Source organism: Bradyrhizobium sp. AUGA SZCCT0176, from assembly GCF_018130145.1.
GTDB lineage: Bacteria > Pseudomonadota > Alphaproteobacteria > Rhizobiales > Xanthobacteraceae > Bradyrhizobium.
In genome coordinates this window covers 1-25,609 of the sequence record NZ_JAFCMB010000011.1, presented here as the reverse complement: position 1 = coordinate 25,609, position 25,609 = coordinate 1, and the positions used below count along the sequence as shown (strand labels likewise).

At 61.4% G+C, this 25,609-nt stretch carries 29 protein-coding genes; 12 read left to right on the top strand and 17 right to left on the bottom strand.

Annotated features, from left to right (window positions below; genetic code table 11):
• Positions 1-54: 54 nt before the first annotated feature.
• The gene (locus tag JQ600_RS23840) at positions 55-645 is read left to right on the top strand and encodes a TRAP transporter small permease subunit (RefSeq protein WP_212031759.1); all 591 of its coding nucleotides are present in this window, start codon (positions 55-57) and stop codon (positions 643-645) included.
• Positions 642-2,042 carry a TRAP transporter large permease subunit gene (locus JQ600_RS23835; protein WP_212386110.1) on the top strand — a complete coding sequence of 467 codons (1,401 nt, stop codon included), beginning with the start codon at positions 642-644 and terminating at the stop codon, positions 2,040-2,042. Before JQ600_RS23840 ends, JQ600_RS23835 begins: the two co-directional genes overlap by 4 nt.
• A gap of 60 nt (positions 2,043-2,102) precedes the next feature.
• Here the strand turns inward: JQ600_RS23835 and JQ600_RS23830 are convergent, their stop codons facing one another.
• The 4 genes from JQ600_RS23830 to JQ600_RS23815 form a co-directional block, all read right to left on the bottom strand.
• Positions 2,103-2,675, bottom strand: a complete 573-nt coding sequence (locus JQ600_RS23830) for a TIGR02281 family clan AA aspartic protease (RefSeq protein WP_212386109.1) — start codon at positions 2,673-2,675, stop codon at positions 2,103-2,105.
• A gap of 31 nt (positions 2,676-2,706) precedes the next feature.
• Positions 2,707-2,910: a DUF1289 domain-containing protein gene (locus JQ600_RS23825; protein WP_212031756.1), complete on the bottom strand. Its 204-nt coding sequence runs from the start codon at positions 2,908-2,910 to the stop codon at positions 2,707-2,709.
• 45 nt (positions 2,911-2,955) lie between these two features.
• Positions 2,956-4,560 (bottom strand): HAMP domain-containing sensor histidine kinase, encoded by a 1,605-nt coding sequence (locus JQ600_RS23820; RefSeq protein WP_212386108.1) that lies wholly within the window; start codon positions 4,558-4,560, stop codon positions 2,956-2,958.
• Positions 4,561-4,690: 130 nt separating this feature from the next.
• A complete protein-coding gene (locus JQ600_RS23815) occupies positions 4,691-5,560 on the bottom strand; it encodes an NAD(P)-dependent oxidoreductase (protein WP_192734704.1) in 870 nt (289 codons plus the stop codon).
• Between the two features lie 284 nt (positions 5,561-5,844).
• On the opposite strand from JQ600_RS23815, the gene JQ600_RS23810 reads away from it, so the two are divergent.
• The 4 genes from JQ600_RS23810 to JQ600_RS23795 all read left to right on the top strand — a co-directional run bounded on the left by JQ600_RS23810 (position 5,845) and on the right by JQ600_RS23795 (position 10,043).
• The gene (locus JQ600_RS23810) at positions 5,845-6,282 is read left to right on the top strand and encodes a VOC family protein (RefSeq protein ID WP_209836065.1); all 438 of its coding nucleotides are present in this window, start codon (positions 5,845-5,847) and stop codon (positions 6,280-6,282) included.
• Between the two features lie 75 nt (positions 6,283-6,357).
• Complete coding sequence (locus JQ600_RS23805) at positions 6,358-7,521, top strand: Mrp/NBP35 family ATP-binding protein (protein WP_212386107.1); 1,164 nt, start codon at positions 6,358-6,360, stop codon at positions 7,519-7,521.
• Between the two features lie 186 nt (positions 7,522-7,707).
• Positions 7,708-8,796 carry a TRAP transporter substrate-binding protein gene (locus JQ600_RS23800; RefSeq protein ID WP_192734707.1) on the top strand — a complete coding sequence of 363 codons (1,089 nt, stop codon included), beginning with the start codon at positions 7,708-7,710 and terminating at the stop codon, positions 8,794-8,796.
• Positions 8,797-8,954: 158 nt separating this feature from the next.
• Positions 8,955-10,043: a TRAP transporter substrate-binding protein gene (locus tag JQ600_RS23795; RefSeq protein ID WP_212269446.1), complete on the top strand. Its 1,089-nt coding sequence runs from the start codon at positions 8,955-8,957 to the stop codon at positions 10,041-10,043.
• Positions 10,044-10,148: 105 nt separating this feature from the next.
• Here the strand turns inward: JQ600_RS23795 and JQ600_RS23790 are convergent, their stop codons facing one another.
• From JQ600_RS23790 to JQ600_RS23770, 5 genes are all read right to left on the bottom strand, one after another.
• A complete protein-coding gene (locus tag JQ600_RS23790) occupies positions 10,149-11,750 on the bottom strand; it encodes a TRAP transporter large permease subunit (protein ID WP_212386106.1) in 1,602 nt (533 codons plus the stop codon).
• Positions 11,747-12,286 carry a TRAP transporter small permease subunit gene (locus tag JQ600_RS23785; RefSeq protein WP_212269448.1) on the bottom strand — a complete coding sequence of 180 codons (540 nt, stop codon included), beginning with the start codon at positions 12,284-12,286 and terminating at the stop codon, positions 11,747-11,749. Before JQ600_RS23785 ends, JQ600_RS23790 begins: the two co-directional genes overlap by 4 nt.
• Positions 12,287-12,663: 377 nt before the next feature.
• Positions 12,664-13,695 carry a GTP 3',8-cyclase MoaA gene (gene moaA, locus JQ600_RS23780; RefSeq protein ID WP_212386105.1) on the bottom strand — a complete coding sequence of 344 codons (1,032 nt, stop codon included), beginning with the start codon at positions 13,693-13,695 and terminating at the stop codon, positions 12,664-12,666.
• 224 nt (positions 13,696-13,919) lie between these two features.
• Positions 13,920-14,387 (bottom strand): hypothetical protein, encoded by a 468-nt coding sequence (locus JQ600_RS23775; protein ID WP_212386104.1) that lies wholly within the window; start codon positions 14,385-14,387, stop codon positions 13,920-13,922.
• A 143-nt stretch (positions 14,388-14,530) separates the two neighbouring features.
• Entirely contained in the window at positions 14,531-15,217 is a 687-nt protein-coding gene (locus tag JQ600_RS23770) for an HAD-IA family hydrolase (protein ID WP_212269451.1), read from the bottom strand.
• Positions 15,218-15,356: 139 nt separating this feature from the next.
• On the opposite strand from JQ600_RS23770, the gene rpiA reads away from it, so the two are divergent.
• The 3 genes from rpiA (at position 15,357) to gor (ending at position 18,195) form a co-directional block, all read left to right on the top strand.
• Positions 15,357-16,055 (top strand): ribose-5-phosphate isomerase RpiA, encoded by a 699-nt coding sequence (gene rpiA, locus JQ600_RS23765; RefSeq protein WP_212386103.1) that lies wholly within the window; start codon positions 15,357-15,359, stop codon positions 16,053-16,055.
• Between the two features lie 25 nt (positions 16,056-16,080).
• Entirely contained in the window at positions 16,081-16,626 is a 546-nt protein-coding gene (locus JQ600_RS23760; protein ID WP_212269453.1) for a DUF2059 domain-containing protein, read from the top strand.
• A gap of 180 nt (positions 16,627-16,806) precedes the next feature.
• Positions 16,807-18,195: a glutathione-disulfide reductase gene (gor, locus tag JQ600_RS23755; RefSeq protein ID WP_212269454.1), complete on the top strand. Its 1,389-nt coding sequence runs from the start codon at positions 16,807-16,809 to the stop codon at positions 18,193-18,195.
• A gap of 109 nt (positions 18,196-18,304) precedes the next feature.
• Here gor and JQ600_RS23750 read toward each other — a convergent pair whose 3' ends face one another.
• Positions 18,305-18,553, bottom strand: a complete 249-nt coding sequence (locus JQ600_RS23750; protein WP_212386204.1) for a DUF3551 domain-containing protein — start codon at positions 18,551-18,553, stop codon at positions 18,305-18,307.
• Positions 18,554-18,834: 281 nt separating this feature from the next.
• A complete protein-coding gene (locus JQ600_RS23745) occupies positions 18,835-19,242 on the bottom strand; it encodes a cytochrome c family protein (RefSeq protein ID WP_212386101.1) in 408 nt (135 codons plus the stop codon).
• Positions 19,243-20,005: 763 nt separating this feature from the next.
• Between JQ600_RS23745 and JQ600_RS23740 the strand changes: the two genes are divergently transcribed.
• Positions 20,006-20,323, top strand: coding sequence for a hypothetical protein (locus tag JQ600_RS23740; RefSeq protein WP_212490121.1), 318 nt, complete (start codon positions 20,006-20,008; stop codon positions 20,321-20,323).
• A 131-nt stretch (positions 20,324-20,454) separates the two neighbouring features.
• Positions 20,455-21,675: a DUF3644 domain-containing protein gene (locus JQ600_RS23735; RefSeq protein WP_212490120.1), complete on the top strand. Its 1,221-nt coding sequence runs from the start codon at positions 20,455-20,457 to the stop codon at positions 21,673-21,675.
• A 771-nt stretch (positions 21,676-22,446) separates the two neighbouring features.
• Here the strand turns inward: JQ600_RS23735 and JQ600_RS37270 are convergent.
• From JQ600_RS37270 to JQ600_RS23715, 5 genes are all read right to left on the bottom strand, one after another.
• The gene (locus tag JQ600_RS37270; protein ID WP_283813472.1) at positions 22,447-22,572 is read right to left on the bottom strand and encodes a hypothetical protein; all 126 of its coding nucleotides are present in this window, start codon (positions 22,570-22,572) and stop codon (positions 22,447-22,449) included.
• Positions 22,573-22,589: 17 nt separating this feature from the next.
• Positions 22,590-22,919 (bottom strand): hypothetical protein, encoded by a 330-nt coding sequence (locus JQ600_RS23730; RefSeq protein ID WP_212386099.1) that lies wholly within the window; start codon positions 22,917-22,919, stop codon positions 22,590-22,592.
• Positions 22,920-23,224: 305 nt separating this feature from the next.
• Positions 23,225-23,413 (bottom strand): Blp family class II bacteriocin, encoded by a 189-nt coding sequence (locus tag JQ600_RS23725; protein WP_212386098.1) that lies wholly within the window; start codon positions 23,411-23,413, stop codon positions 23,225-23,227.
• Positions 23,414-23,578: 165 nt separating this feature from the next.
• The gene (locus JQ600_RS23720) at positions 23,579-23,806 is read right to left on the bottom strand and encodes a hypothetical protein (RefSeq protein ID WP_212269459.1); all 228 of its coding nucleotides are present in this window, start codon (positions 23,804-23,806) and stop codon (positions 23,579-23,581) included.
• A 78-nt stretch (positions 23,807-23,884) separates the two neighbouring features.
• Positions 23,885-24,070: a hypothetical protein gene (locus JQ600_RS23715; RefSeq protein WP_212269460.1), complete on the bottom strand. Its 186-nt coding sequence runs from the start codon at positions 24,068-24,070 to the stop codon at positions 23,885-23,887.
• A gap of 221 nt (positions 24,071-24,291) precedes the next feature.
• Between JQ600_RS23715 and JQ600_RS23710 the strand changes: the two genes are divergently transcribed.
• Positions 24,292-24,654, top strand: coding sequence for a PilZ domain-containing protein (locus JQ600_RS23710; RefSeq protein ID WP_249132919.1), 363 nt, complete (start codon positions 24,292-24,294; stop codon positions 24,652-24,654).
• Between the two features lie 160 nt (positions 24,655-24,814).
• Here JQ600_RS23710 and JQ600_RS23705 read toward each other — a convergent pair whose 3' ends face one another.
• The gene (locus JQ600_RS23705; RefSeq protein ID WP_212269462.1) at positions 24,815-25,075 is read right to left on the bottom strand and encodes a hypothetical protein; all 261 of its coding nucleotides are present in this window, start codon (positions 25,073-25,075) and stop codon (positions 24,815-24,817) included.
• Positions 25,076-25,609: the final 534 nt, after the last annotated feature.

Below are 25,609 nucleotides of genomic sequence, written 5' to 3'. Positions count from 1 at the left end.
CGCGCGCAACTGGCGTCATTGACAGGCGCCAGTTGCTTTCCAAGGGGGATCATGATGTCGACTGACGGCGGAGCCTCGTATCCTGCTGGCGTGGGAAGAGAGTTTCCACACGCCTTCTACACGATCATTCGGGCCATTGACCGGTTCTCGGACGTCACCGGCAAACTCATCTCCCTGACGATGCTGTTCCTCGTGGTGACGATCACTTACGAGGTCGTGATGCGTTACGGCTTCAATGCCCCGACCGCCTGGGTTTACGAGTCGAGCTTCATGGCCAACGGCGCGGCCTTCATGCTCGCCTGTGGATATGCGCTCTACAAGGGTGCGCACGTTCGAACCGATATCTACTGGGAGAATTTTTCGGAACGCACCAAGGGGATCATCGACATGATCTCCTACATCTTGCTGTTCTACCCGGTCATGATCACCTTCATGGTGGTCAGCTACGACGCCGCGCTGCATTCCTGGGACACCGGCGAGCGGTCGCAGGAAAGCGTGTGGCGCGTGATCATGTGGCCGTTCCGGGCCACCATCCCGCTGGCGGCGGTCCTTCTGATGGTTCAGGGCGTCTCCGAAGTACTGAAGTGCTGGTATCAGATCCAGTTCGGGCGCGAGTTCGAGCACAAGGAAAAGATCGAGATATGACCGGACTCGAGCTGCTTGGCCTATTCATGCTGCTGGTGATGCTGGGCGCGATCTTCATCGGCCTGCCGATCAGTTTTACGTTGCTGTTTCTCGCAGGCGTGTTCGGCTACATCGGCATGGGGCCGCGGGTGCTCAGCCTCGCCTACCTGCAGACCATCGGCATCATGAAGCAGGACGAACTGGTCGCGGTGCCCATGTTCATCCTGATGGGCTTCATCTGCGATCAGGCCGGGCTGATGGAACGACTGTTCAGGGCGTTCCGCGATCTGTTTGCGCCGCTGAAGGGCGCATTATACGTGGTCGTCATCGTTACCGCGACGCTGTTCGGCATCGCTGCCGGAACCGTGGGCGCGACGGTGGCGCTGCTCGGCATCATGGCCGGGCCGATGATGATCCGCTCCGGCTACGACGTGCGCATGTCGGCGGGCGCGATCGCGGCTGGCGGCACGCTCGGCATCCTGATTCCGCCGTCGGTCATGCTGGTCGTGATGGCGCCCGTGCTCGATATCTCGATCATCGATCTGTATGCGGCCGCGTTCGGCCCGGGCTTCCTGCTGTCCGGCATGTTCATCGCCTACACGCTGATCCGCTGTCATTTCAATCCGAAGCTCGGTCCCCCGGTGCCGCTCGAGGAGCGGCCGGAATCGATGAAGATCGTGCTGTGGGAGTGCCTGGTCGGCCTCGTACCGGTGACGGTGCTGACCATCGTCACGCTGGGTGCGATCCTGGCCGGCATCACGACGGCGGCGGAGGCGGCGGCACTCGGCGCGCTCGGCGCCATCCTTCTGGTCATCCTCTACGGCAAATTCACGTGGAGCGGTTTGCTGCAGGCCTGCTACAGCACGATGGCGACCACCAGCATGGTGCTGCTGCTCGCGGTCGCCTCCAACGTGTTCGGTGCGGTGTTCGCGTGGCTCGGCACCGCCAGCTGGATGACCAATGCGCTGCTTGCCTCGCCGCTGCCGGCCTGGGGCACCATGACGCTGCTGCTGACGCTGATATTCCTGCTCGGCTGGCCGTTCGAATGGCCGGCGATCGTGTTTATCTTTCTTCCCATGCTCGCGCCGGTGGCCAAGGGCCTCGGCTACGACATGGTGTGGTTCGGCTGCATCGTCGCGGTCGTCCTGCAGACGGCGTTCCTGTCTCCACCCGTCGCGATGTCGGCCTATTATCTCAAGCAGGTCGTGAGGGAATGGAATTTGAGGTTGATCTACCGCGGCATGGCGGACTTCATGGTCATCCAGGTTCTCTGCGTGGTCCTGGTGCTGATCTTCCCGGCGATCGCGATGTGGTTTCCAGGCTGGCTGCAGGCCCGCAGGGATGCCGAACGCAAGAAGGTGCAGATCGAGTATGTGATGCCAGCGAAAGTCGCCGCTTCGCCGCTCGGGCCGAATTGACCCGCACGCAGCCGAGCCACCCATCCGCAAGGCGCCGGCGGGCCGCGCGATGCGACCGCGCTAGTTGGCAGCCGCGCGGTCGCGCCGGGGGCGGCGCGGGGGGCTGACGCTGCCCGTCACGTCGGGATAGCCGTGCAGCATCAGCTGGTCGGCCTTTACGCCCCAGCTTTCCAGGCGATCCAGAAAGCTCATGCCGAGCAGGTTGGTTTTCATCTGCCCGCGCTGCACCACCAGCGCCGGGACCGATTTCTCGACGAGGTGACCGACCGCGAGACGGTCGAGCGTCAGCCGCGCCGCCTTGGTGTGCCCGCCCACGGTTTCGACGTCGACATTGTATTCGAGCATCTCGAGCGGCAGCCCGATCGCTTTCGCGGTTTCCCAGGTCAGCACCACCGAGGTCGCGCCGGTGTCGATCACCATCGGCGCCTTGACGCCGTTGATCTTGGCATGCAGCGCGAACTCGCCGGCCTGGCCGCGCGCGATCTGTACCGCGGGCGCCGGCTGCGGGCTGTGCCGCCGCAGCATCTGCGAGACTGAATCGCTGGCGCGTGCGATCTGTTCGGGGTCGCCGTAAGCAACGACGGCGCCGGCGGTGGCGGCGAGCATGATCAGGACGAGCAGGATGCGGCTCATCGCGCGCCCCCCTGGGCAGTCCTGCGATCGATCAGCTGGACGTCGGACGCTCCGCGATCTGCGCCAGGCCGGCCTCTGCCATGCGGGCCGGCAATCCTGCCATCACGGCCAGCCGCTCCGCGCTGTCCATGCGGTGCCATTGCGCGATTTCCGGCAGCGTTCGTCCGCAGCCGAAGCAGAGTTTGGTTTTGGGGTCCATCATGCAGACTGCGATACACGGCGTTTCTTTGCTCATTCAGGGAGTGTGAAATGCTTTCGGTGGTTTGCGCAAGCGCTCCAGTTACAGTCCTGTTCCGGCGCTCATGATCGGTTTGTGGCGCGCCCGGCGCTTCTCGTCGGCGGTCGCAATGATGACGGGCTCCGGCTGCAGGGGCGGGGCCTCTTCGGCCATCGGCGCCAGCGCCGACATCACGCGCTCCGGCGGGAAGGTGACGATGACTTCGGTGCCGATCCGCAGCTTCGATTTCAGCGTGAAGGTGCCGCCATGCATGTCGATCAGGCTTTTTGCGATCGGCAGTCCCAGCCCCGCGCCCTGTTCGGCCGACTTGATCGAGTTGGAGCCCTGCCCGAACGACGCCAGCACGATCGGGATTTCGTCTTCGGCAATGCCGGAGCCGGTGTCCTTGACGCTCAGATACTGGCCGCCGGACGCGGTCCAGCCGACCTTCAGCCAGATATCGCCGCCTTGCGGGGTGAACTTGATCGAGTTCGACAACAAATTGAGCACGATCTGACGGGTGGCGCGCTCATCACCCCAGATCCGCGGCATGCCCTGTTCGAACACTTCGTGGATGGTGATGCCGCGGCTGGTGGCGCGCAGTTTCAAGAGATGATGGCAGTCGGCGACGACATGCACCAGCGACACCGCTTCCTCGTTGAGTTCATAGCGGCCGGCCTCGATCCGCGACAGATCGAGGATCTCATTGATGAGGTTGAGCAGGTGGACGCCCGAATTATGGATGTCGGCGGAATATTCCTTGTAGACCGGCACGGTGTGCGCGCCAAAAATTTCGCTCTTCATCACCTCGGAGAATCCGAGGATCGCGTTCAGCGGCGTGCGCAATTCGTGGCTCATCTGCGCGAGGAAGCGCGACTTGGCGACGTTGGCGGATTCGGCGCGATGCCGCGCCTCGTCGGAGATCGCCTTGGCCTGCTCGAGCTCGCCGATCAGCGCATCCTTTTCGGCGCGCGCCTCCAGCGTCGCCAGCGTCGTCGAGTGCAGGCGATGGGCGAGCAGCGCGAAATAGCCTTCGGCGGCCAGCGCCAGCATGGCGAGCGCGTAAGTGTCGAAGGTGCCGCCCAGCACGAAATTCAGCGCGATCGCGGCCGTCACCGGCGCGGTGGCCGCCAGCGCCGCGATCGGCAGGCTGGCCGCGAGCATGCTCGACACCGCGATCACCAGCAGCATCAGGAACATCATCATCGTGTTCGAGACGACGTCGAGGCCGGCGGGGTGGATCAGGATCGCGGTCCAGCACAGGCCGTAGAGCAGGTCGAGCAGCACAAAACGCGTGCGCCATTTGCGGGTGGCGACGAGCGAGGGCTGCACCGCCAGGAATCTCCGGCAATTGCGGATGATGACGGCATGGATGCACAGCATGCCGAAGGTCCAGGCCAAAGCCGCGATCGGGTGCAGCCAAAGGCCGAACAGCACACCGGTCGCAACCACCAGCAGCATGACGACGTAGGAGGCCGACATCCGGGTCTGGGCATATTGCCGGAGCAGTTCGGTGTCGAAAGCCGGGCGGGTTCCGCTGGTCGACGTTAACCGGTCGCGCGCCTCGCGCACCCGCTGCGCCGCGGCGCGCCGGGTATTGACCGGCGCGGCGACTGGCGGGTCCGCCGGAAGCTGGACAACCTCGGGCTTTTCTGCGGGATTACTCATTAAACAACACAAACCCTGCCCGCGAACCGCGCGGGCTTTTTGTATTGTCTATCTGTGAGCCCAAATCCTTAAGCGATGACTTAAAGAGCTAAAGAATCCCGTTAACGCGAGGTTAAATTAACCTCTTCGCTCAGCGCTGCAGCCTTGCCAGCAGGCTCGACGTGTCCCAGCGCTTGCCGCCCATTTTCTCGACTTCGGAATAGAACTGATCGACCAGCGCGGTGACCGGCAGATTGGCGCCGTTGCGGCGGGATTCGGCGATGCAGATCGACAGATCCTTGCGCATCCATTCGACTGCAAAGCCGAAATCGAACTTGCCGTCGTTCATGGTCTTGTAGCGGTTCTCCATCTGCCAGGACTGCGCGGCGCCCTTGGAGATGGTCTCGATCACGGCCTGGACGTCGAGGCCGGATTTTTTCGCGAAATGAATGCCTTCGGAGAGGCCCTGAACCAGCCCCGCGATACAGATCTGGTTGACCATCTTTGTTAACTGACCGGAACCGGCAGGTCCCAGCAGCTTGCACATCCGCGCATAGGCCGCGATCACCGGCTCGGCGCCGGCATAGGCGTCCGCGGCGCCGCCGCACATCACGGTCAGGACGCCGTTTTCGGCGCCGGCTTGGCCGCCGGACACCGGCGCATCGATGAATTTGAAGCCCGCTTTGGTGGCGGCGGCATCGAGCTCGCGGGCGACTTCGGCCGACGCGGTGGTGTGATCGACGAAGGTCGCGCCCTTCGTCATGCCGGCAAAGGCGCCATCAGCGCCGATCGTGACCGCGCGCAGATCATTGTCATTGCCGACGCAGCACATCACGAAGTCCTGACCTTCGGCGGCGGCCTTTGGCGTCGGCGCCGTGCGGCCGCCGAACTTGTCCGCCCATTCCTTCGCCTTGGCTCCGGTCCGGTTGTAAACGGTGACCTCGTGGCCGCCCTTTTTCACCAGATGGCCCGCCATCGGGAAACCCATCACGCCGAGACCGAGAAAAGCGACTTTAGCCATGTGTGCTACCTTATCGTTTGCCCTTGCGGGCTTGATCTTTGGGGGGCCGGACTTCGACCGAAGCTGGGAAGGGCCGGGCGGAACCCTGAGGCGGGTGGCCGCACCATAACCTCTGCGCCATGAAGGGCAACGCCTTCGTTTGGCTGGCGCGACCGGACACCGGTTCGCGTCAGGAAAACGCGTCAAAACAAGAGGCTAGAGAAGTCGGTTATGATTCCATCAGAACCGATTATGCTCTAGGATCACCCGGTTCAAACAACTCACAAAAAAGGGAGTGAGATCGCATGGGCGTCAGCGTGGGCGTGCTCGATCATTTCAACATCCGGACCCGGAATCTCGCCGACACGGTCCGTTTTTACGAGGATATCCTGGGCCTGGAAAAGGGCGCCCGGCCGAACTTCGCATTCCCCGGCGCGTGGATGTATTCGGAGGGCAAGGCGGTGGTGCACCTGGTCGATATTTCCAAGACCGACGAGCCCCAAAAGCCTGACTCCGGCGTGGTCCATCACGTCGCCTTCGCCAGCACGGGCTTTGCCGGCATGCAGCAGCGGCTCAAATCCAAAGGAACGGAATTCGACTCGCGTCAGGTTCCCGGCGGCGATCTCTGGCAGATCTTCGTCACGGATCCCAACGGCGTCATGGTCGAATTGAACTATGAGGCCGCCAAGGAGGGCGGGGTCGTGGCCCCGGCCGAACGCCGGGACGACGTCGGAGCAAGGTAGCCTTTTGGGCTGCAACGCTCTAAGAGGGCCCCGGTTCTGATGTTCATCAGAACCGAAGGCTCCAGGAGACGTGCGGTGAGCGTAACGCAGCAACAGGTTCTCGATGCCTTGGCCAAGGTGGCTTCGCCGCGCGGCGTCGCCTTGACCAATGCCAATGTGCTGTCGGCGATCACGGCCACCGACGGCAAGGTGTTCTTCTCCATCAATGTCGACGCCGCGGAGGCCCGCGCATGGGAAAGCGTGCGGGCGCAGGCGGAAGCCGCGGTTCGCGCCATTCCTGGTGTCAGCGTGGCGATGATCGCGCTAACCGCCGAGCGCAAGCCCGGTGCGGCTTCGCCGTCATCAGGCGCGGCGTCTTCGCCGCCACCGCCACCGCATCAGCATCGCCACGCCCACGGCGTGCAGCCGGTATCGGCGCATAAGCCGCCGCAAAGCCCGGCGTCGCCGATGTCCAGGCAAGCCGAAATTCCGGGCGTTGCGGCCGTGATCGCGGTGGCCTCGGGCAAAGGCGGCGTCGGCAAGTCGACCACGGCGCTCAATCTTGCGCTCGGCCTGCGCGATCTCGGCCTGCGCGTCGGCCTGCTGGATGCCGATATTTACGGCCCCTCGGTGCCGCGGCTGACCGGCATTCACGAGAAGCCGAAACTGAACGACGATCGGAAAATGATTCCGATCGAACGCTTCGGTCTCTCCATCATGTCGATCGGCTTCCTGGTCGAGGAAGAGACCGCGATGATCTGGCGCGGACCGATGGTGATGTCGGCGATCACCCAGATGCTGCGCGACGTGGCATGGGGCACGCTCGACATTCTCGTCGTCGACATGCCGCCCGGCACCGGCGACGCGCAACTGACCCTGGCGCAGAACGTGCCGCTGAAGGGGGCGGTCATCATCTCGACCCCGCAGGATCTCTCCTTGATCGACGCGCGGCGCGGCCTTGCCATGTTCAAGAAGGTCAACGTGCCCGTGCTCGGCATCGTCGAGAACATGAGCTATTTCCAGTGCCCGCATTGCGGCACCCGGTCGGACATTTTCGGTCATGGCGGGGCGCGGCACGAGGCCGAGCGGCTGGGTGTGCCGTTTTTGGGGGAGATCCCGCTGCACATGTCGATTCGCACCACCTCGGACTCCGGTAACCCTGTGGTGGCGAGCGAGCCGGACGGTCCGCACGCCGCCATCTACCGCGAAATCGGTACCAAGGTCCGCGACCAGCTTCAGGGCGCAAATGCAGCCGCCTGAGGGCCTTATTCTGCTTGCCTGAGACTTTCGTTTAATCAGTGCAGTCATGCCTTTGTCGCGTTTTCGTTAGCCAACTTCCATGTTAAAGCGCCCCCGCCAGAGCGCCCCGGATGACGTGGAATTCGCCCCGCCGGAGGATCGCTCGCGGAAATTGGGAAACGCCCCCGCCTTTAAGGAGATGCCTGAATGAAGCGTCGTGATTTTTTGAAAGTTTCAGCGGCCGGTGCTGCCGCGACCGCCGTTGCCTCGCCGGCGATCGCGCAATCCTCGCCTGAAATCAAATGGCGCTTGACGTCGAGCTTCCCGAAGTCGCTCGACACGATTTACGGCGGTGCTGACCAGCTGTCGAAATATGTCGCCGAAATGACCGACAACAAATTCCAGATCCAGGTCTTCGCCGCGGGCGAGGTCGTTCCCGGTCTGCAGGCGCTCGACGCCACTTCCAACGGCACGGTCGAGATGTGCCACACCGTCTCCTATTATTACGTCGGCAAGGATCCGACCTTTGCGATCTATGCGTCGGTCCCGTTCGGCCTGAACGCACGCCAGCAGAACTCCTGGTGGTCGCAGGGTGGCGGTGGGGAACTCGGCAACGAGTTCTTCAAGAAGTTCGGCGTGATCGGTTTCCCTTGCGGCAACACCGGCACCCAGATGGGCGGCTGGTTCCGCAAGGAGATCAAGACGGTCGCCGATCTGTCGGGCCTCAAATTCCGCATCGGCGGTATCGCCGGTCAGGTGTTGCAGAAGGTCGGCGTCGTGCCGCAACAGATCGCCGGCGGCGACATCTACCCGGCGCTGGAAAAAGGCACCATCGACGCCGCCGAGTGGGTCGGTCCTTATGACGACGAAAAGCTCGGCTTCCAGAAGGTCGCGAAGTTCTATTATTACCCCGGCTTCTGGGAAGGCGGCCCGATGGTCCACGCCTTCACCAATCTGGAGAAGTGGAATTCGCTGCCGAAGAACTATCAGGCGATCCTCACCAACGCTGCGGCGCACGCCAACGGCTGGATGAACGAACGCTATGACATGCTCAATCCGGCAGCCTTGAAGCGTCTGGTCGCCGGCGGCACCCAGCTCCGCCCCTTCACCAACGAAGTGCTGGAAGCCTGCCTGAAGGCGACCAACGAGCTGTGGGCCGAACTGTCGGCCAAGAATGCCGACTTCAAGAAGACGATCGATTCGATGCAGGCCTACCGCTCCGACCAGTATCTGTGGTGGCAGGTTGCCGAATACACCTTCGACAGCTTCATGATCCGCTCGCGCACGCGCGGCTGATCTAAGTCGCACAAGCAAGCCCGGTCTCCGCGAGGAGGCCGGGCTTTTTGCGTTACGCCCTGCAGTTCGGGATGGAAATCGGGAACCGGATGTTCCATGGTGCCGCCAAAGCCTCGGCAAGAAGGCTATCGGACACACATCCACAAGGGCAGGATTCCATGAAAAGAAGAGATTTTCTCAAGGTCACAGGTATTGGCGCCGCAGGTGCCGCAACTCTGGCGGCGCCCGCGATCGCGCAATCGATGCCGGAAATCAAATGGCGGCTGACGGCGAGCTGGCCGAAATCGCTCGACACGCTGTGGGGCGGGGTCGAGGTGATGGCCAAGCAGGTTGCCGAAGCCACCGACAACAAATTCCAGCTCCAGACCTTTGCCGGAGGTGAAATCGTTCCGGGTCTACAGGTTCTTGATGCCGTGCAGAACGGTACCGTCGAGATGGGACATACCGCGTCCTACTATTACTTCGGCAAGGACCCGACATTTGCGTTCGGCACGGCGGTGCCGTTCGGACCCAACCAGCGCCTCAACCAGGCCTGGTACATGCAGGGCGGCGGCAGGGAGCTGCTGAACGAGTTCTACAAGAGCTATAACGTCACGTCGTTTCTGGCCGGCAATACCGGCTGCCAGATGGGCGGCTGGTTCCGCAAGGAGATCAACACCGTCGACGACCTGAAGGGACTGAAGATGCGCATCGGCGGCTTCGCCGGCCGCGTCATGCAGAAACTGGGCGTCGTGCCGCAGCAGCTGGCCGGCGGCGACATCTATCCCGCGCTCGAAAAAGGCACGATCGACGCGGCGGAATGGGTCGGCCCCTATGACGACGAGAAGCTCGGCTTCAACAAGGTCGCCCCGCATTATTACTATCCCGGTTGGTGGGAAGGCGGTCCGATGCTGCTCGGCATCGTCAACCTGGAAAAGTGGAACACGCTGCCGAAATACTATCAAACCGTGCTCGAGCTGGCAGGGCAGTCCGCCAACAGCTGGATGATGGCGAAGTACGATCAGCTCAATCCGCCGTCACTCAAAAAGCTGCTCGCCGGTGGCACCAAGCTGCACAGCTTCTCGCCGCCGATCATGCAGGCATGCCTGAAGGCGACCAAGGAGATTTATGCCGAGACGTCGGCGACCAACCCGAACTTCAAGAAGGTTCTGGACTCGCTGAACGGCTTCACCAGCAACGGCTACCAGTGGTTCCAGGTCGCCGAACTCGGCTACGACAGCTTCATGGCGCGCAACCCGCAGGGTTGATCGCCAAACAAGCAGCAGCTTTGACAAACAAAAACCCCGGAGCGAAAGCTCCGGGGTTTTTCGTTACAGGAATCTTGGCAGGGATCTCGGCGGGAAGCGCGCCCGCTATTGTTTAGGCTGGCCGAAATCCAGTGGTGGCAACTCGATCTGCGGCACCTCGATCCTGACCTTGCTGAGATCGACGTCGAGCGGCTTGTCGAGGAACACGGTCACCACGATCGGGAAGGCGATCACGATCGCCACCATGATCGCCTGCAGGCCGATCCAGGGCAGGGCACCCCAGTAGATGTCGGAGCTCTTTACTTCCTTGGGCGCGACGCCGCGCAAATAGAACAGCGCAAATCCGAACGGCGGATGCAGGAACGACGTCTGCATGTTGACGCACAGCATGACACCGAACCAGATCAGCGCCGCATCGGGCCCCACGACCGGCGCCAATACCTTCTGCGCGATCGGCGCCACCATCGGCAGGATGATGAAGGCGATCTCGAAGAAGTCGAGGAAGAACGCCAGGAAGAAGATGAAGAGGTTGATGAAGATCAGGAAGCCCCAGACGCCGCCGGGGATCGAGGTCAGATGATGCTCGAGCCAGACGCCGCCGGAGACGCCGAGGAACACCACCGAGAAGCAGGTCGAGCCGATCAGGATGAACACCACCATGGTGGAGAGGCGCATCGTCGACTCGTAGCCCTGCTTGATCAGGCCGCGCAGGTCGGGGATACGGACGGCTTCGAGGCAGAGCCAGACGACGGCGAGATAGACCACCGCGAAGGTGAGTTTCAATACCTTGCCTTCACCGAGCAGCATGCCGACGATCACGGCGACACCGGTGGCGGCGATGCCGATGAGGAGCATCTTGTGCCCCTTGCTGCTCAGATCCTTGTGGTGGATCGCGGCGAGCACGATGGCGCCGATGGCGCCCATCGCGCCGGCTTCGGTCGGCGTTGCGAGGCCGAGCATCATGGTACCCAGCACCACGAAGATCAGAACGGCCGACGGTATGATGCCCATCAGGCATTTCTTCCAGAGCGGCCAACCCGTCAGCGTGAGCGCGTCTCTCGGAACCGGAGGGACGTGATCCGGTTTGATGAGGCCGAGCATGAACGTATAGCCGGCGAACAGGGCGATCTGGAGGATTGATGGCCCCCAGGCGCCGAGATACATGTCGCCGACCGACTTGCCGAGCTGGTCGGCCATCACGATCAGCACCAGCGAGGGCGGCACCAATTGGGTGATCGTGCCGGACGCGGCGAGCACGCCGGTGATGTAGCGAATGTTGTAGCCGTAGCGCATCATCACCGGCATCGAGATCAGCGCCATGGCGATGACCTGCGCCGCCACCGTGCCGGTGATCGCGCCGAGGATGAAGCCGACGATGATGACGGAATAGCCGAGGCCGCCGCGGATCGGTCCGAACAGCTGGCCCATCGAGTCCAGCATGTCTTCCGCAAGCCCGCACCGTTCCAGGATCGAGCCCATGAAGGTGAAGAACGGGATCGCCAGCAGCAATTCGTTGGAGAGCACGCTGCCGAAGATGCGGCCCGGAATGGCCTGCAGGAAGTTCATGTCGAAGAAGCCGAGATAGATCGACAGGAAGCCGAACGACAGCCCGAGCGCGGCCAGCGTGAAGGCCACCGGGAAGCCGATCAGCATGGCCAGAATCAAGCCGCCGAACATCAGCGGCGGCATCATTTCCAGCGTAATCATTGCACCGGCCTCTCGTATTTGGCGTCGATCATCACATAGCCCTTCAACGCCGCGATACGCTTGATCACTTCGGAGAGTCCTTGCAGAGCGAGAAAAACGAAGCCCACGGGAACGACGGCCTTGATCGGCCAGCGCACCAGGCCGCCGGCATTGCTCGAAATCTCGCTGACGGCGTAGGATTGCATGAAGAAAGGCCACGACAGATAGGCCAGCAGCAGGCAGGACGGGATCAGGAAAAACAGCGTTCCGATCATGTCGAGCCAGAGCTGTCCGCGCTCGGACAGCATGAGATAAAGAAGTTCGACGCGAACATGCTCGTTCTTCTTGAAGGTATAGGAGGCGCCGAACATCACGAAGACGGCGAACATGTACCACTGCAATTCGAGCCAGCTGTTGGAGCTGTAGCCGAACGCGTAGCGGATCATCGCGTTGGCGGCGCTGACCACGCAGGCGGCGAGCACGAGCCAATTGCAGATGCCGCCCAGTTGTTCGTTGATCCAGTCGATGCCGTTACTGATTGCCAACAATGGACGCATTACGTTCTCCTCGGGCACGTCATCGACATGCGCCGGATTTCTTCATTGATATTGCGTCGCCACCCCGCGTCAGGCGCGCAGAGCCGCTGCCGCGCGGCAAACGCGCAGCTTCGTTCCGGCGCGAAAAACGCGCAGGTTCGCAGCTCATTCGCTGGAGCGATTGCAACGATAGTCCTCCCCCGTTCGCACGCTTCCGCCGTCTTGGCTGTTCCATTGGGAAACAGCGGCCCATCCGGCCGTGCTGGCGTAAAGCAGCCGCACCATTTCAGTGCGTTGCAGCGGCGTCAATCGGAAAATGGACAAATTGACGCGGGCTATCAGTTGCGCGGGGAGGACGCGCTTCGTTGCGCCGGACGGCTGAAATACACGCTGAAATTTCAACCGCCGGTGACGCTCATGTGGCGGCTGACGCTTGGGCGGTTATGGCGGCGGTCGATGATGAAGTCGTGGCCCTTCGGCTTCAGGCCGATGGCGCGATCGATCGCGGCGGCGAGCAGGTCGTTGTCGGCAGATGCCCGCAAGGGTTTGCGCAAATCGGAGGCATCCTCGTGACCGAGGCAGGTGTGCAGCGTGCCGGTGCAGGTGATCCGTACCCGGTTACAGGACTCGCAGAAATTATGGGTCATCGGCGTGATGAAGCCGAGCTTGCCTCCGGTCTCGCTGACGCGGACATAGCGGGCAGGGCCGCCGGTGTCGTCGTCGAGGTCATCAAGCGTGTAGTGCTGGGCGAGACGCGCGCGCAACAATGACAGCGGCACGTACTGATCGATCCGGCCTTCGCCGATATCGCCCATCGGCATCACTTCGATCAGCGTCAGCGCCATGCCCTTTTCGTGCGCCCATTGCATCAGCGAGGGGATCTCCTCCTCGTTCATGTTCTTGAGCGCCACCGCGTTGATCTTCACCGCAAGGCCCGCCGCGCGCGCCGCTTCAATGCCGGCGAGCACCTTGTCGATGTCGCCCCAGCGCGTGATGGCGCGGAATTTGGCGGGATCGAGCGTGTCCAGCGAGACGTTGATCCGCCGCACGCCGGCGTCGCGCAACTCGCCGGCAAAGCGCGCCAGCTGCGAGCCATTGGTGGTCAGCGTCAACTCATCGAGCGCGCCGCTCGAAAGATGCCGCGACAGTGAGCGTACCAGCGACATCACGTTGCGCCGGACCAGCGGTTCGCCGCCGGTGAGACGGATTTTGCGCACGCCCTTGGCGACGAAGGCCGAGCACAGCCGGTCAAGCTCTTCCAGCGTCAGCAAATCGGCCTTCGGCAGGAACGTCATGTCCTCGGACATGCAATAGAAGCAGCGCAGGTCGCACCGATCGGTGACGGAGACCCGCAGATAGCGGATGCTCCGCCCGAACGGATCGGTCATCGGAGAAAACAGCTGATCGGGAGAAGTCGACAATCCGCTCATCCAAACTGCCTTGCAAACCCTGCCTGCGCGCCGCGTGCGGCGGAACCGCCGCAACGTCTGTCGCCCATCATTCTATAGCGCTTTCGAGCGACGTGGATACCGGTTGGCGTGAAGAAAGCGCGTCAAACGAAAGACTTATATCCCGGTTCTGATCTTCAATCAGAGCCGGGATATAGGCACGAAGCAGGACGGCTACAATCCGCAGCTTTCGGGTGCGATGCCGATCAGCGGGCCGGCTGCGCCGCCGGCGCGGCGGGGCTCGGGGACGGCGAGGCGGCGGCGGGCGCGGCTGCCGCAGGCTTCGGCTTTTTCTTCGGCCGCATCGGTTTTTTGCGCGGCGGCGGCCCCGCGGGCTTCAGCTCGGCGACCACGGGGTTGGGATCGATCGTGGTGGAGGCCGGCGTTACGTAGTCGCCGGGGTCGCGAATCATCTGAACGGGAACCGTGACCGGCTGGAACCTCGGCATCGCGAAGGTGACCGTAAAGCCGGAATCGGGGGCGGCGACCGCAACCGAGCAGGGGGTCTTGCAGCCCGGTCCGACCGAGGTGGTGGCATCCGCCCCTGGTGGCACCGACTCCAGCTGGACCTGGATCGGCGGCGGCGTCGGCTTGAAGGAATCCATGGAAAACGAGGAACAGCCGGCCAGAGAGGCTCCGGCGACGGCAATCGCGAACACACGACCTATGATCATCACTCACCTGCGGCGATCAGCCACAATCCCCGATCCGGACCATAGGAGCGTGAGAAGAGGGCCGCAACCGCGGCGTGCAGATTCGCTAAAGGATGGTTAATGTCGCTCCGTAGCGATTCGGATATGATATATAAATCAGCATGTTAGGAGGCCGTCGCGGCCCCGCTAAGACTGTTCACGGCCGCGGGCAGTTCGCGAAAATGGCCGATCAGCCGGTCCGGCTTCAACTCGGCAATCGGCACGTCGGTGTAGCCGAATTCGACCCCGATCACCGGAATGCCCGCGCGCCGGGCCACGCCGATATCGGGACCGGCATCGCCGACCATGATGGCGCCCTCGAGCTGCGTGCCGGCACGGGCCAGCGTCTGCTGCAGGATCACCGGATCGGGCTTTGAGACGCCAAAAGTGTCCGCGCCGCAGATCGCGGCGAACCGCTTGCTGAGGTCGAGCTTGTCGAGCAGCAGTTTCGAAAGCCATTCCAGCTTGTTGGTGCAGACCGCAAAGCGAAAGCCTTGTCCTTCCAGTTCATCCAGCGCCGCTTCCAGCCCCTCGAAGGGGCGTGATTCATCGGCGATGTGGGCGGCGTAATATTCGACGAAATCCCTGGTCAGGCGGTTGACGTCGTCCACGCTCATGGTGCGGCCCTCGAGTTCGAGGCCGCGCTCGATCAGCTTGCGCGCGCCGGCGCCGATCATGTTGCGCGCGCGGGCCAGCGGCACGGGGGCGAGGCCCTCGCGATGAAGCACGAAATTGAGCGCGCTGATCAGATCCGGTGCGGTATCGACCAGCGTGCCGTCGAGATCGAATACGAGGGTGCGGGGAGGTGTCATTTGGCATTCGCTACCGGCCCGGGCGTGATGATGCAAGGGCTCGATAGGCCCGATTTGGCCTCGTTAGCGCTATTCCTGCCGCCCAAACGACGCTAGATATGCGCCGCCAGACCGGCGGATTTTCAAAGGGCATATCCACGTGGACATGGACGCATTGAAACGGCAGGCGGCGGCGCGCGCGCTGGAGCATGTACAGGACGGCATGAAGCTCGGGCTTGGCACCGGCTCGACCGCCAAGCACTTCGTCGAACTGCTCGGCGAGAAGGTCGCGAAGGGCATGCGCGTGATCGGCGTGCCGACCTCCGAGGCGACCCGCGCACAGGCGCAGGCCTGCGGCGTGCCGCTGACCACGCTCGACGAGATCGACCACCTCGATCTCACCGTCGACGGCGCCGACGAGTGCGACGGCGCGCTCAATCTCATCAAGGGCGGCGGCGGTGCGCTGCTACGGGAGAAGATCGTGGCGGCCGCCTCCGATCGCATGATCGTGATCGCCGACGACACCAAATGGGTCGATGTTCTCGGCCGCTTCCCCCTGCCTGTCGAGGTGATCCCGTTCGGGCTCGCCGCAACGCAGCGGGCGATCGTGTCAGCATTTGCGCAAAGCGGCGTTTCCGGGCAAATGGAGGTCCGGAAGGCCAAAGACGGCCACGTTTTTGTCACCGATGGCGGCCACTGGATTGTGGATGCCCATCTTGGGAAAATACCGGATGCGCCGCGCCTGGCAGGCTTGTTGAGCGTGATCCCGGGCGTCGTCGAACACGGCCTGTTCATTGGCCTGGCCCGCACGGCCGTGCTGGCCGGCGCACAGGGAATTCGCGTAGTTGAACGGCGATAGCGCCGAATCTTTGAGGAGAATTGGAATGAAGAGTCTTTCCGGAAGTTTGTCGGCTGCGGGTCTCGCGGTGGCGCTGGCGCTGATCGGAGCGCCAGCCATGGCGCAGCAGAAAAATGCCCCTGCGCCCACCCTGGCCATACCCGGCAAGCCCGCGTCGCCTGGCGCCATCGCCGCGGCCAAGGAAATCCTGAACATGAAGAACGCGAGCGCGATGTATTCCAACGCCGTTCCAGGCCTCGTCGATAAGACCAAGAACGTGTTGCTCGGCGCCAACCTCAATTATCAGAAGGACCTCAACGAGGTCGCCGTGATCGTCGCCAAGAATCTGGCCGGCCGCGAGAAGGAAATCGGCGACGGCATGGCGCAGATCTACGCCAACGAGTTCACCGAGCAGGAATTGAAGGATCTGGCGACGTTCTACAAATCGCCGCTCGGCCAGAAATTGATCCTGAACGAGCCGAAGGCGATCTCGGGCAGCATGGCCTATATGAACGAGTGGGCGCAGTCCTTTGCCGAGGTGATCAACGGCCAGTTCCGCACCGAGATGAGGAAGCGCGGCAAGGAAATCTGATCTTCGGTTACCTCGCCCCGCTTGCGGGGAGAGGTCGGCGCGCAGCGCCGGGTGAGGGGGTACAGGTCTCAACGCGCATGTTGCTCGTGGAGGGAGCCCCTCACCCCAACCCTCTAAGAGCGAGCTTTGCTCGTCTAGACCCCGCAAGCGGGGCGAGGGGGAATTTGACAGGGGCTGACCATGGCTGAATACGACGTCGATCTGTTTGTCATCGGTGGCGGTTCGGGCGGCGTCCGCGCCGCGCGCATCGCGGCCGGCTACGGCGCCAAGGTGATGGTCGCCGAAGAATACCGGATGGGCGGCACCTGCGTGATCCGCGGCTGCGTGCCGAAAAAACTGTTCGTGATCGGCTCGCATGTCCGTCACGAGATCGAGGACGCCGCCGGCTTCGGCTGGACCATCCCGGAAGTTTCCTTCGACTGGCCCACTTTGGTCGCCAACAAGGACAGGGAGATCGCCCGGCTCGAGGGCATCTACACGACCAACGTCGAGAAGACAGGCGCGCAGGTGGTGAAGGCCCGCGCGGTGCTCGAAGATGCCCACACGCTGCGCCTGTCCGACGGCAAGCGCGTCACCGCGCAAACCATTCTGATCGCGACCGGCGGCCGGCCCAACCACGGCGCCGAGATTCCCGGCATCGAGCACGTGATTTCCTCGGACGAGGCGTTCCACCTCACTGAGTTGCCAAAGCGCATCGTGATCCAGGGCGGCGGCTATATCGCGCTGGAATTCGCCGGCATCTTCAAAGGCTACGGCGCCGACGTGACCGTAATCTATCGCGGCGACAACATCCTTCGCGGTTTCGACGAGGACGTGCGCAAGCATGTGCGCGCGGAGATGGAGAAGCAGGGCATCAACATCATCACCGGCTGCACCATCGCGAAAATCGAAAAACACGGCAAGGAATTCACCACGCACCTCTCAAGCGGATCGAGCATCGCCTCGGACCAGGTGATGTTCGCGATCGGCCGCCATCCCAACGTCGCCAATCTCGGGCTGGAGACGGCGGGTGTCGCGATCAATCCGAAGAACGGCGGCATCGCCGTCGACGCCTGGTCGAAAACGTCGACGCCGAACATCTACGCCATCGGCGACGTCACCCACCGTATCAACCTGACGCCGGTCGCGATCCGTGAGGGCCATGCCTTCGCCGACACCGTGTTCGGCAAGCGCCCGGTGCAGGTCGATCACGCCACCATCCCGACCGCGGTGTTCTCGCAGCCCGAAGTCGGCACCGTGGGCCTCACCGAAGCCGAAGCCCGCGCGCAGTTCAGCCACGTCGATATCTACAAGACCGATTTCCGGCCCATTAAAGCGACGATGTCCGGCCGCGACACCCGCGTGCTGATGAAGCTCGTGGTCGACGGCACGAGCGACCGCGTGCTCGGCTGCCACATCGTCGGCGAGGCCGCCGCCGAAATCACGCAGGCCGTCGGCATCGCCGTGAAGATGAAAGCGACCAAGGCCGATTTCGACGCCACCATCGCGCTGCACCCGACCGCGGCCGAAGAACTCGTGACGATGCGGACGCCCACGGCGCGCTATGTGCGGGAAGCGGCGGCGGAGTAGGGCGCGTAGCCCGGATGAGCGCGCATGATCCGGTCAGCGGTCCGCGCGCCCCGAGAACGATGCTATCGACGAGATATCAGCTACTGCAGCGGCATTGCTTCACTGCCGCTCAGTATCGGGGTCGATAGTCGCCGCGCCGCTGCAGTGCGAAAGCGTAGTGGGGATTGATCCCGCAATAGGCGTCGGTCCCGTTGGCGGTGGCCATGCATTGGGCGTAGCTGGAGAATTGGCAATTGCCCGGATAGCCCCATACGCGCCCTTGCAGGCAGTAGCTGCTCGGTACGCTCTCATAAGCCTGGGGACCGTAAAAACCTGGGCCATATGTCTGAGCCCGGGCTTGCCCGTCTGTTAGGGCCATACTCATCGTCAAAATCGTCAAAGCCAAAGTGCGCATTGGAGCCTCCTCGAAGTCGGCACAACGTCGGCACACCATCGGTGCACTTGGACCGCAGGCAGTATGGATCCAAGTCAATGTATTCAGGATAGGTCACACGTGCAGCCAGCGCGCGTCAGTCTTGTGTACTCCTTTCCATCAATGCGCGCACCAGCGCCAGCGACACCCGGACATGCCGAACCCCGCCATAGCCGGTGAGCTTGACCAGCCTGGCGACCATGACGCGGGCCAACCCCTCCCGCCTGTTATTGTCCGGCCGTGCCCGACTGCAAGTACGCAATGATCTTTGCCCTGTCGTCCGCCGAGGCGAGACCGCCATACGGCTTCATGGTGTTGCCGGGCACGACCGCATCGGCGTTAGCCATGAAACGCTCGAGCTTGTCCGCATCCCAGGCGAAGCCTGCCTCCTTCATGGCGCTGGAATAGCCGTAGTCGGGCAGCGATCCTGCCTTCCGTCCCATAATTCGATGCAGATTTGGGCCTTGCCGGTTATCGCCCTCCTTGACCGTGTGGCAGGTCCGGCACGCATTGTTGAACGCCTGTTGGCCGGCCGCCGCATCCGCGCCTTGCGCCGGCGTTTGCGATGCGGCTGACGACGACAACACGAGGCACGCCATCCCGCTCAGGGCCATGGCTGGAATCAGGGTTCGCATCGGCCGTCCTCCGTATTCCCCTGCCAACAAACGCGCGAGGCAGCGAAGGTTTCCCTGGCCGTGTGGCAATCGGCGGCTTACGAGGCGAAAAAGGGGTTACGTTTCGACAACCTGCCTTGCGTATCGCCCCGGCCACATTGAGTTATCAGACCAACGTCGCGACGGTTTCCAAGGCCCCGTAGAATCCCGCTCACTAGCGGTTCCTATTGCATTCGACCAATGGTTGAGGTTGGGTGAATTCGGCTGGGGAATAATCTTAATGCGAATTTTGGGGGTCGTGGCGCTTAGCGTCACGTTGGCCGGCTGCGCGATCCAACGCGCCCAAGTAGCTGAGGACGCAAGAGCCCAACTGGTCGGGATGTCAAAGGAGCAAATTTTGACATGCATGGGACCGCCCGCCAGCAAGGCGGCGGAAGCTCAAACCGAAGTGTGGTCTTACAACTCTGGAGACGGAACGGTGGTGGCCAGCGGGTCCGTCTCCGGCGGGAGCTTCTCCGGAGTGTCCTCAAGCCGTTTCTGCAAAATCAATCTAGTCTTTGCAGCGGGCAGCGTGAGTGCCGTCAACTATCAAGGTCCAACAGGTGGCTTGATCACCGCAGGCGAACAATGTGCTTATGCTGTCAATGCGTGTGTCAGGAAGCGGTAGCTCTTGGCGCGGATTAGCGCAGAGCGGTCCGCCGTTCGTCGATGATAAAAAGGTGGATTACGCCTTCTGCTAACACACTCTTCGAGCTTTTGATCCGCCAGATATGGGGAACGCGTGATGGTCAGCAAGAGTATCGATCTCAATAACGGGCTGCAATTTCATAGCATTAGTACCGGCAAAGCTTATTTCGAGAAGATATTGAACGACACCCCGCTAGGCGTCGAAGTAGCTGGTAGCGATCTCCAAGACTTAAATTCACTCTATGAGTTGTATTGTAAGAAGACCGATTGGTCCCTTAGTTCGCAGCCAGTTGCTTTTTTCCCGATGCATGAAAAAGGCAAAGGGTACACAACCAAATGTTTCGGCGTGAGGTTTGAGGACGGCTCAACCAACCGATTTTCACTCGACAAAGCGTTGAGCGCGGTTGCGATGTGAGAGGTGCCTAACAACTACTCTATAATACTTTGGGTTGAAAGCCATGTGACGAGTTTGGCGCCGTCCGCTGTCAACGAGAAGGCACATTCTCAAAGCGTCTCGGGTTTAGGAGCGAGCCGGAGGAATAGTTAGTGGCACCGCGCGAATCTTTGGGTACTTGGGAAATCGCTCTGATAAAAGCGTTCATCCATTTTGTAGAAATGAATGACCAAGAAATACTTCCCTATTTTAGCCGGCCTGGTCGTTCGATAAATCATCGAGTTATTGGCGAAATCAGAAGCGGCAGCCATTTCGGTGACGTCGAAATGGCAAGTGAAGAAGAACTCAGAGTATTTCGGGAGCGGTGGTATTCCTATTCTGTAAAATCCGGCAAGCAGCGTGAGATTGAAGAGCTGATTCTAAAGGCCCGCGAGTCGCAGATTGCAGCGATACAAATTTTCAACAATCCGGCCATCAACTTTCGAGCAGAAACCTTCATCGTTCTCTCGGTGATTGCTTGGACCTACCTATTTCACGCTTTCTTCAAGAAACGTTCGGTGGATTATCGCTATTACAAGGAGGTGAATGGAGTCCGTACTGTTGAACTGACAAAGGATGGGCTTGAACGCTATTGGGAGCTAACGAGTTGCCTCGAGGCAAAGCAATGTCCCCTGGCTAAACCAGTCAAAGAAAATCTTTGTTATCTTATAGAAGTTCGTAATTCGATAGCGCATCGTTTCACCGGAAATATCGACCTCAAGGTGGCGAGCAAGCTGCAGGCTGCGGCCCTCAACTTTGCTAGTTGGTTGGCGAGTGAATTTGGTGGCGAATATAGAATTGATAGTGATTTTGGCGTCGCAATTCAGATGTCATCGTTCTCTCACGACCAAGCAAAACTCGTGTATGCAGCGCAAAGTGTTGATCCGAAGATTGCATCCATCATCGATAAATTGGACGATAGAGTTAGCGAGCGGACACTCGGCGACACCAAATACGCCTTCAATGTTCTTTTTGTAGAGCAAGCCTGCAACCGGCCTGGCCAAGCCAATAAGGTTGTTGAGTTCATCCGGGCTGGAACCGAAACAGCTGGTGAAATCGAACGGGTGATATTCAAAGAGCGAGAGAAGCCAAAATTTAAACCCGCACAGATTGTTGCCGAGATGCGGAAGCGTGGCTTCAAATGGTTTAACATGGCGACCCACATTGTGCTGTGGCGCCAACTAGATGCGAAGAATCCGAAAAATGGCTTTGGCGTCGAACTGGCTGATAACCAATGGTATTACTATGATACTTGGGTATCAAAGGTGACTGAGTATTGCGAGAAAACGCAAGCGGACCTGTCTTCAGGGGGCGGAGCAGAAATCACGAAGTAGCTACCCACACTCGGCGTGTCCGCCTCACCGTCACACCAACTCCCTCCTGCATTTGTCGTCACGATCGCAACCCTTGGCCTGCCGGCCCGCCTGACGGGGCGACAACCGGGGGCGTTACCGCCGGCCAGACGACGGGTAAACCGGTGGAGTGGTAGGTGCAGCCCGCATTCGCGGCGGGTGCCATCGAGTAGCAAATGCGTGAGTGCGACGAACATCGAATGCATGCGGACCTCTTTCCGCCTTCGCTCTGCGAGCTACGGCGGCGACAAGTCCGCCGTGGGCTACGGCGAGCAATTTGCCTGACCAGCGTGCGAGCTACTTCGTATCCCGCGACGACCTTCTTCGGAAAGCCAATGCCTCCGGGCCCCACATCCTGATCATCACGACCGCGCAGGAGGCGATGCCGACGAAGGCGAGCATGACGGTGAGGGCGATTTCCATGGTACGTGCATAAATGATTTGCGGGTGATTTGTCTTCCGTATCACTACGGTGTCATTGCGTTTCCCTGCATCGACGCTTTGGCGTTGCCGGCCTGGAATCCTCGAACGCAGTCAGGCGTTCGGGGCGTGCCTGCAGTCTTCCGGTCGAAACCGGCCTGCAAAGTCTGGTTTCAGTAGCGGCCGCTATTTCGCCCGCACGGTGCGGCGCGAGGATGCGTCCGCGCGCTGGGCGCAATGGCTCAGCGATCCCCTGGGTGGTCGAGGCGCAACCTCCCGGGATTCCGCGGGAGCGAAGCGGCTGCTTTTTTGGGCAGCGCCTATTTCGTGCGCTTAACGCGCGGGCGGCTTGGAGGGATGCCTGTCGACGACGACGGAGTCGGGATGCGAGACGATGGTCATGAACCAGATCGAGCTGACGACCAGCGACAAGAACGTATTCCAGTAAACCCAATTCATTGGTGCTTCCAATCCATCTAGGGCTTCCGGGTCCGAACGCTGCTCAGGCTGTTCGCAATAAAGTCTTCGAGATGCGCCGGCACCGGAGCTCCCTCAATATCACAGCGGCACTGAATTTCCTCTGCGACATTTTTGGAGATGTCGGCGGTCCAGTGTTCGAGCGTGTTGAAGGCGTAGATTCCGACCGGGTTGTTGAAGCGCGCCAGCATCAGATCGTTGATCACGGTATCGAGATCGGGGCGCTCGATCGGATTCTGCAGCTGCAAATCCCTCGGACCGAACGTATCCATCACCAGATACAGCGTTTGATCGGCGCCATAGGGCACGGTTAACGGCAATCCAGTCATGGCCTGGGCACTCCGTGGAACGCTTATTCAAGTTTGAATCGAAGCGTTGGTTCCAGCGGCGAGCGCAGCACCTTCGTCTAATTTTTCGCTGACATGGTTGATGACAACGCCGATGCCCGGCCGGGCGTCGGCTCAACGCCGGAAATGTGAGGCAGCAGGTTAGCCCGGCTGAGCAACGCGACATCCGGGTCTTGGTCCCCGCATATCGGGCTGCTCATGCGGGCTACTTGCTCGGGCCTGTCCGCCGATGCGTCGAGGCGAGGCCTCCCGTCAAGCAGACCGGGCCGGCCCTCAATGTCTTGTTGTTAGCCAATCTTGCGCGACGGGCCTTTTGTCCCTGCGCCGCCCAGAGCGCCGGCCAGCGCACCGGCCAACGCGTCGTTCGCGTTGCTGGCCTGCAAATGCGACACCGTAGCCAGAAGGCGCAGGGGATCCGTGCCGCCGCTGACGGACGCAAGCTCGTTCAGGTTCAGTTCGCGAATTTCGTTGGTCATTGTCCCGCTCCGTTGTGTCCGAAGGACGCGCGGTGATCGCGCGTCATGCAGGCACACTAGCCGTCGTTCTGAAAACCAACCGTGCGCTGAATCACACAGGGAAAGCCAGATCAGCCATTAGCCCGCATATCGCGGTGCTCATGCGGCTACTGTCGGCAGGTGGGTTCAGGAGACCAGCGACAGCAGGCGCTCTTCCTTGAACCGCTTGTAGGCGTCGATCGCCCGGTTCGCGAGCATCAGCTTTCGCGTTTCGCCGCGCCGGATCAGGGTCTCGACGGCATCCGTCAGGAAGCGCGCCGCGACTTCGGGATCGCCGAGTTCGGCGGTCCCCTCGAGATAATCCCAGGCGATCTGGATCGAATTTTCCATCAGCAATGGCAATGGTTCGGTCATGGAAATAAAACTCCCTAAGGCAACATCAGTTCCTCAAGGCGGCGGCAGCGTGGGGCATCCACGCCGCGCCGCGCCGGGTTACGGCCTCGGGCCGTAGCTGCTGACCTTGCCGTTGATGTCGAAGGTGAAGGTCAAGCCGAGGAACGACAATTGACCGCCGCGGGCGTCGATCACGTCGGGGTTCTTGGTGCCGGGCGTCCACTTCATGCCGCCGCTCGCGGCGTCGAGCTCGATTGCGTTGAGTTCGCGATTGTCGGTGTTCATGTCCAGTCTCCATTGATTGGTGGCAAAGCCACATGCGATGGTGATGGAAGAACCACAGCGGCCGGTCCGCCACCGTGACCGACGTCACAATGCCGGCCGCCCCGATGGCGCGCGGCTGCAAATCCATAAACTTCGATTCAATGCGCCGTTAAAGCGCTAAGGGAACCTTACGGTCCTGCCTTCAAGTTGGTGGTCTGACCCAACGGATGTCACCCGTGACGATGGATGCCCTTAAGCCAAAGGTGGTGCGCGAACCGCGCCGGCAACTGCACAAGCAGCCGGCCTGGATGACGGTGGATGATGGCCTCACCAACCGTGAATGCTTCGTGCTCGACGTATCGCCGGGCGGCGCAAGGATCGTGACCGATGTCGCGATCGACGTCAGGGACAAGTTCGGATTGGCGCTGGTGCGCGATCGCCCAAAGCACCAGTCCTGCGAAGTCGTCTGGCGCCGCGGCAAGACCTACGGCGTCAAGTTTTTGGGCGCCGGCAAAGCAGGGCCGGTCAACGACCTTTCTGCCGTAGAGCCTCATGCGCAGGCGGACCTGTTCGACACAGCTCAGCGCGTGAAGGCGGAAGCCTGACCCGCCTTGCGGACCTTCGTCATTCCCCGATGCGCAATTGCGCATCGGGGAATGACGAAGCTGATTTCCGGCCGAAGGTGCGAAATCTTGCCGCGCGCAAAACGAAGGCCCGACACTTTGGGTGCCGGGCCTCCGCGGCGCGTCGCTCTAGCGAGCGAGCCTATTTCTTCTTGGTGGCGCTGCCCGTGGTCTGCTGACCCGGCGCGTGTTCCGATGCGCCCGGTGCCGTCGATTTCTTGGCGGCCTTCATCTTGTGACCCGGCGCGTATTCCGACGCACCCGGAGCCGTTGATTTCTTGGCGCCCTGCATCTGATGGCCCGGTGAGCTATCCGATGCTCCAGGTGATTTGGTTCCGGATTGCGCAAAGGCGGACGAAGCCAACGCGAGCGACGCCGCGACGATCAGGGATTTCTTGAACATCGTGTTTCTCCTCCTGGCTATCGGCAATCAATGCGCGGTGCGCGCGCATGTTCCACTTTTTCCCGAATGATTGTTTCAGGATGAACCGGCAAGGTTGATGAACGGATGTTTATCTCTCGCGCAAACGCTTCGCGTCTGTCGCAGTCCAAGAGGACGGACAACTCCTAAAAGCGTAGTCCGGATGGAATAGGCGGTGGGTTGTTGTGGAGCTGTGATGCTCATCACGTTCGCAGAACACTTCTGATTTGCAGAATCCATGTCAAGCCCTAAAATTAAAAATATTTCTGTTTACCAGAATGCAAATCAGAGGCATATTCCCGCCATCCCGTCCTACTCAGAAGGGCGTCGGCCGTCGTCACGGACGTTGGACGGGTTGCGGTGGACGCTGGTTTGCGCTGAGACGACGGCGCGGACGGGCGTACGGCAAAACCGTGTGGTCCTGGCACCCGTTGCAGGTGTCAAGCTGTCGGAGAAGCGCAAGCGGGAACGGCAGCGACGGAGTCAACCAAGAACTCGTCTCCGGGGAGATCACGG

Coding starts and splice junctions, on each gene's coding strand:
- JQ600_RS23840 (WP_212031759.1), top strand. CDS start 55: ATGTCGACTGACGGCGGAGCCTCGTATCCTGCTGGCGTGGGAAGAGAG.
- JQ600_RS23835 (WP_212386110.1), top strand. CDS start 642: ATGACCGGACTCGAGCTGCTTGGCCTATTCATGCTGCTGGTGATGCTG.
- JQ600_RS23830 (WP_212386109.1), bottom strand. CDS start 2,675: ATGAGCCGCATCCTGCTCGTCCTGATCATGCTCGCCGCCACCGCCGGC.
- JQ600_RS23825 (WP_212031756.1), bottom strand. CDS start 2,910: ATGAGCAAAGAAACGCCGTGTATCGCAGTCTGCATGATGGACCCCAAA.
- JQ600_RS23820 (WP_212386108.1), bottom strand. CDS start 4,560: ATGAGTAATCCCGCAGAAAAGCCCGAGGTTGTCCAGCTTCCGGCGGAC.
- JQ600_RS23815 (WP_192734704.1), bottom strand. CDS start 5,560: ATGGCTAAAGTCGCTTTTCTCGGTCTCGGCGTGATGGGTTTCCCGATG.
- JQ600_RS23810 (WP_209836065.1), top strand. CDS start 5,845: ATGGGCGTCAGCGTGGGCGTGCTCGATCATTTCAACATCCGGACCCGG.
- JQ600_RS23800 (WP_192734707.1), top strand. CDS start 7,708: ATGAAGCGTCGTGATTTTTTGAAAGTTTCAGCGGCCGGTGCTGCCGCG.
- JQ600_RS23795 (WP_212269446.1), top strand. CDS start 8,955: ATGAAAAGAAGAGATTTTCTCAAGGTCACAGGTATTGGCGCCGCAGGT.
- JQ600_RS23790 (WP_212386106.1), bottom strand. CDS start 11,750: ATGATTACGCTGGAAATGATGCCGCCGCTGATGTTCGGCGGCTTGATT.
- JQ600_RS23785 (WP_212269448.1), bottom strand. CDS start 12,286: ATGCGTCCATTGTTGGCAATCAGTAACGGCATCGACTGGATCAACGAA.
- moaA (WP_212386105.1), bottom strand. CDS start 13,695: ATGAGCGGATTGTCGACTTCTCCCGATCAGCTGTTTTCTCCGATGACC.
- JQ600_RS23775 (WP_212386104.1), bottom strand. CDS start 14,387: ATGATCATAGGTCGTGTGTTCGCGATTGCCGTCGCCGGAGCCTCTCTG.
- JQ600_RS23770 (WP_212269451.1), bottom strand. CDS start 15,217: ATGACACCTCCCCGCACCCTCGTATTCGATCTCGACGGCACGCTGGTC.
- JQ600_RS23760 (WP_212269453.1), top strand. CDS start 16,081: ATGAAGAGTCTTTCCGGAAGTTTGTCGGCTGCGGGTCTCGCGGTGGCG.
- gor (WP_212269454.1), top strand. CDS start 16,807: ATGGCTGAATACGACGTCGATCTGTTTGTCATCGGTGGCGGTTCGGGC.
- JQ600_RS23750 (WP_212386204.1), bottom strand. CDS start 18,553: ATGGCCCTAACAGACGGGCAAGCCCGGGCTCAGACATATGGCCCAGGT.
- JQ600_RS23745 (WP_212386101.1), bottom strand. CDS start 19,242: ATGCGAACCCTGATTCCAGCCATGGCCCTGAGCGGGATGGCGTGCCTC.
- JQ600_RS23740 (WP_212490121.1), top strand. CDS start 20,006: ATGGTCAGCAAGAGTATCGATCTCAATAACGGGCTGCAATTTCATAGC.
- JQ600_RS37270 (WP_283813472.1), bottom strand. CDS start 22,572: ATGAATTGGGTTTACTGGAATACGTTCTTGTCGCTGGTCGTCAGCTCG.
- JQ600_RS23730 (WP_212386099.1), bottom strand. CDS start 22,919: ATGACTGGATTGCCGTTAACCGTGCCCTATGGCGCCGATCAAACGCTG.
- JQ600_RS23725 (WP_212386098.1), bottom strand. CDS start 23,413: ATGACCAACGAAATTCGCGAACTGAACCTGAACGAGCTTGCGTCCGTC.
- JQ600_RS23720 (WP_212269459.1), bottom strand. CDS start 23,806: ATGACCGAACCATTGCCATTGCTGATGGAAAATTCGATCCAGATCGCC.
- JQ600_RS23715 (WP_212269460.1), bottom strand. CDS start 24,070: ATGAACACCGACAATCGCGAACTCAACGCAATCGAGCTCGACGCCGCG.
- JQ600_RS23710 (WP_249132919.1), top strand. CDS start 24,292: ATGGATGCCCTTAAGCCAAAGGTGGTGCGCGAACCGCGCCGGCAACTG.
- JQ600_RS23705 (WP_212269462.1), bottom strand. CDS start 25,075: ATGTTCAAGAAATCCCTGATCGTCGCGGCGTCGCTCGCGTTGGCTTCG.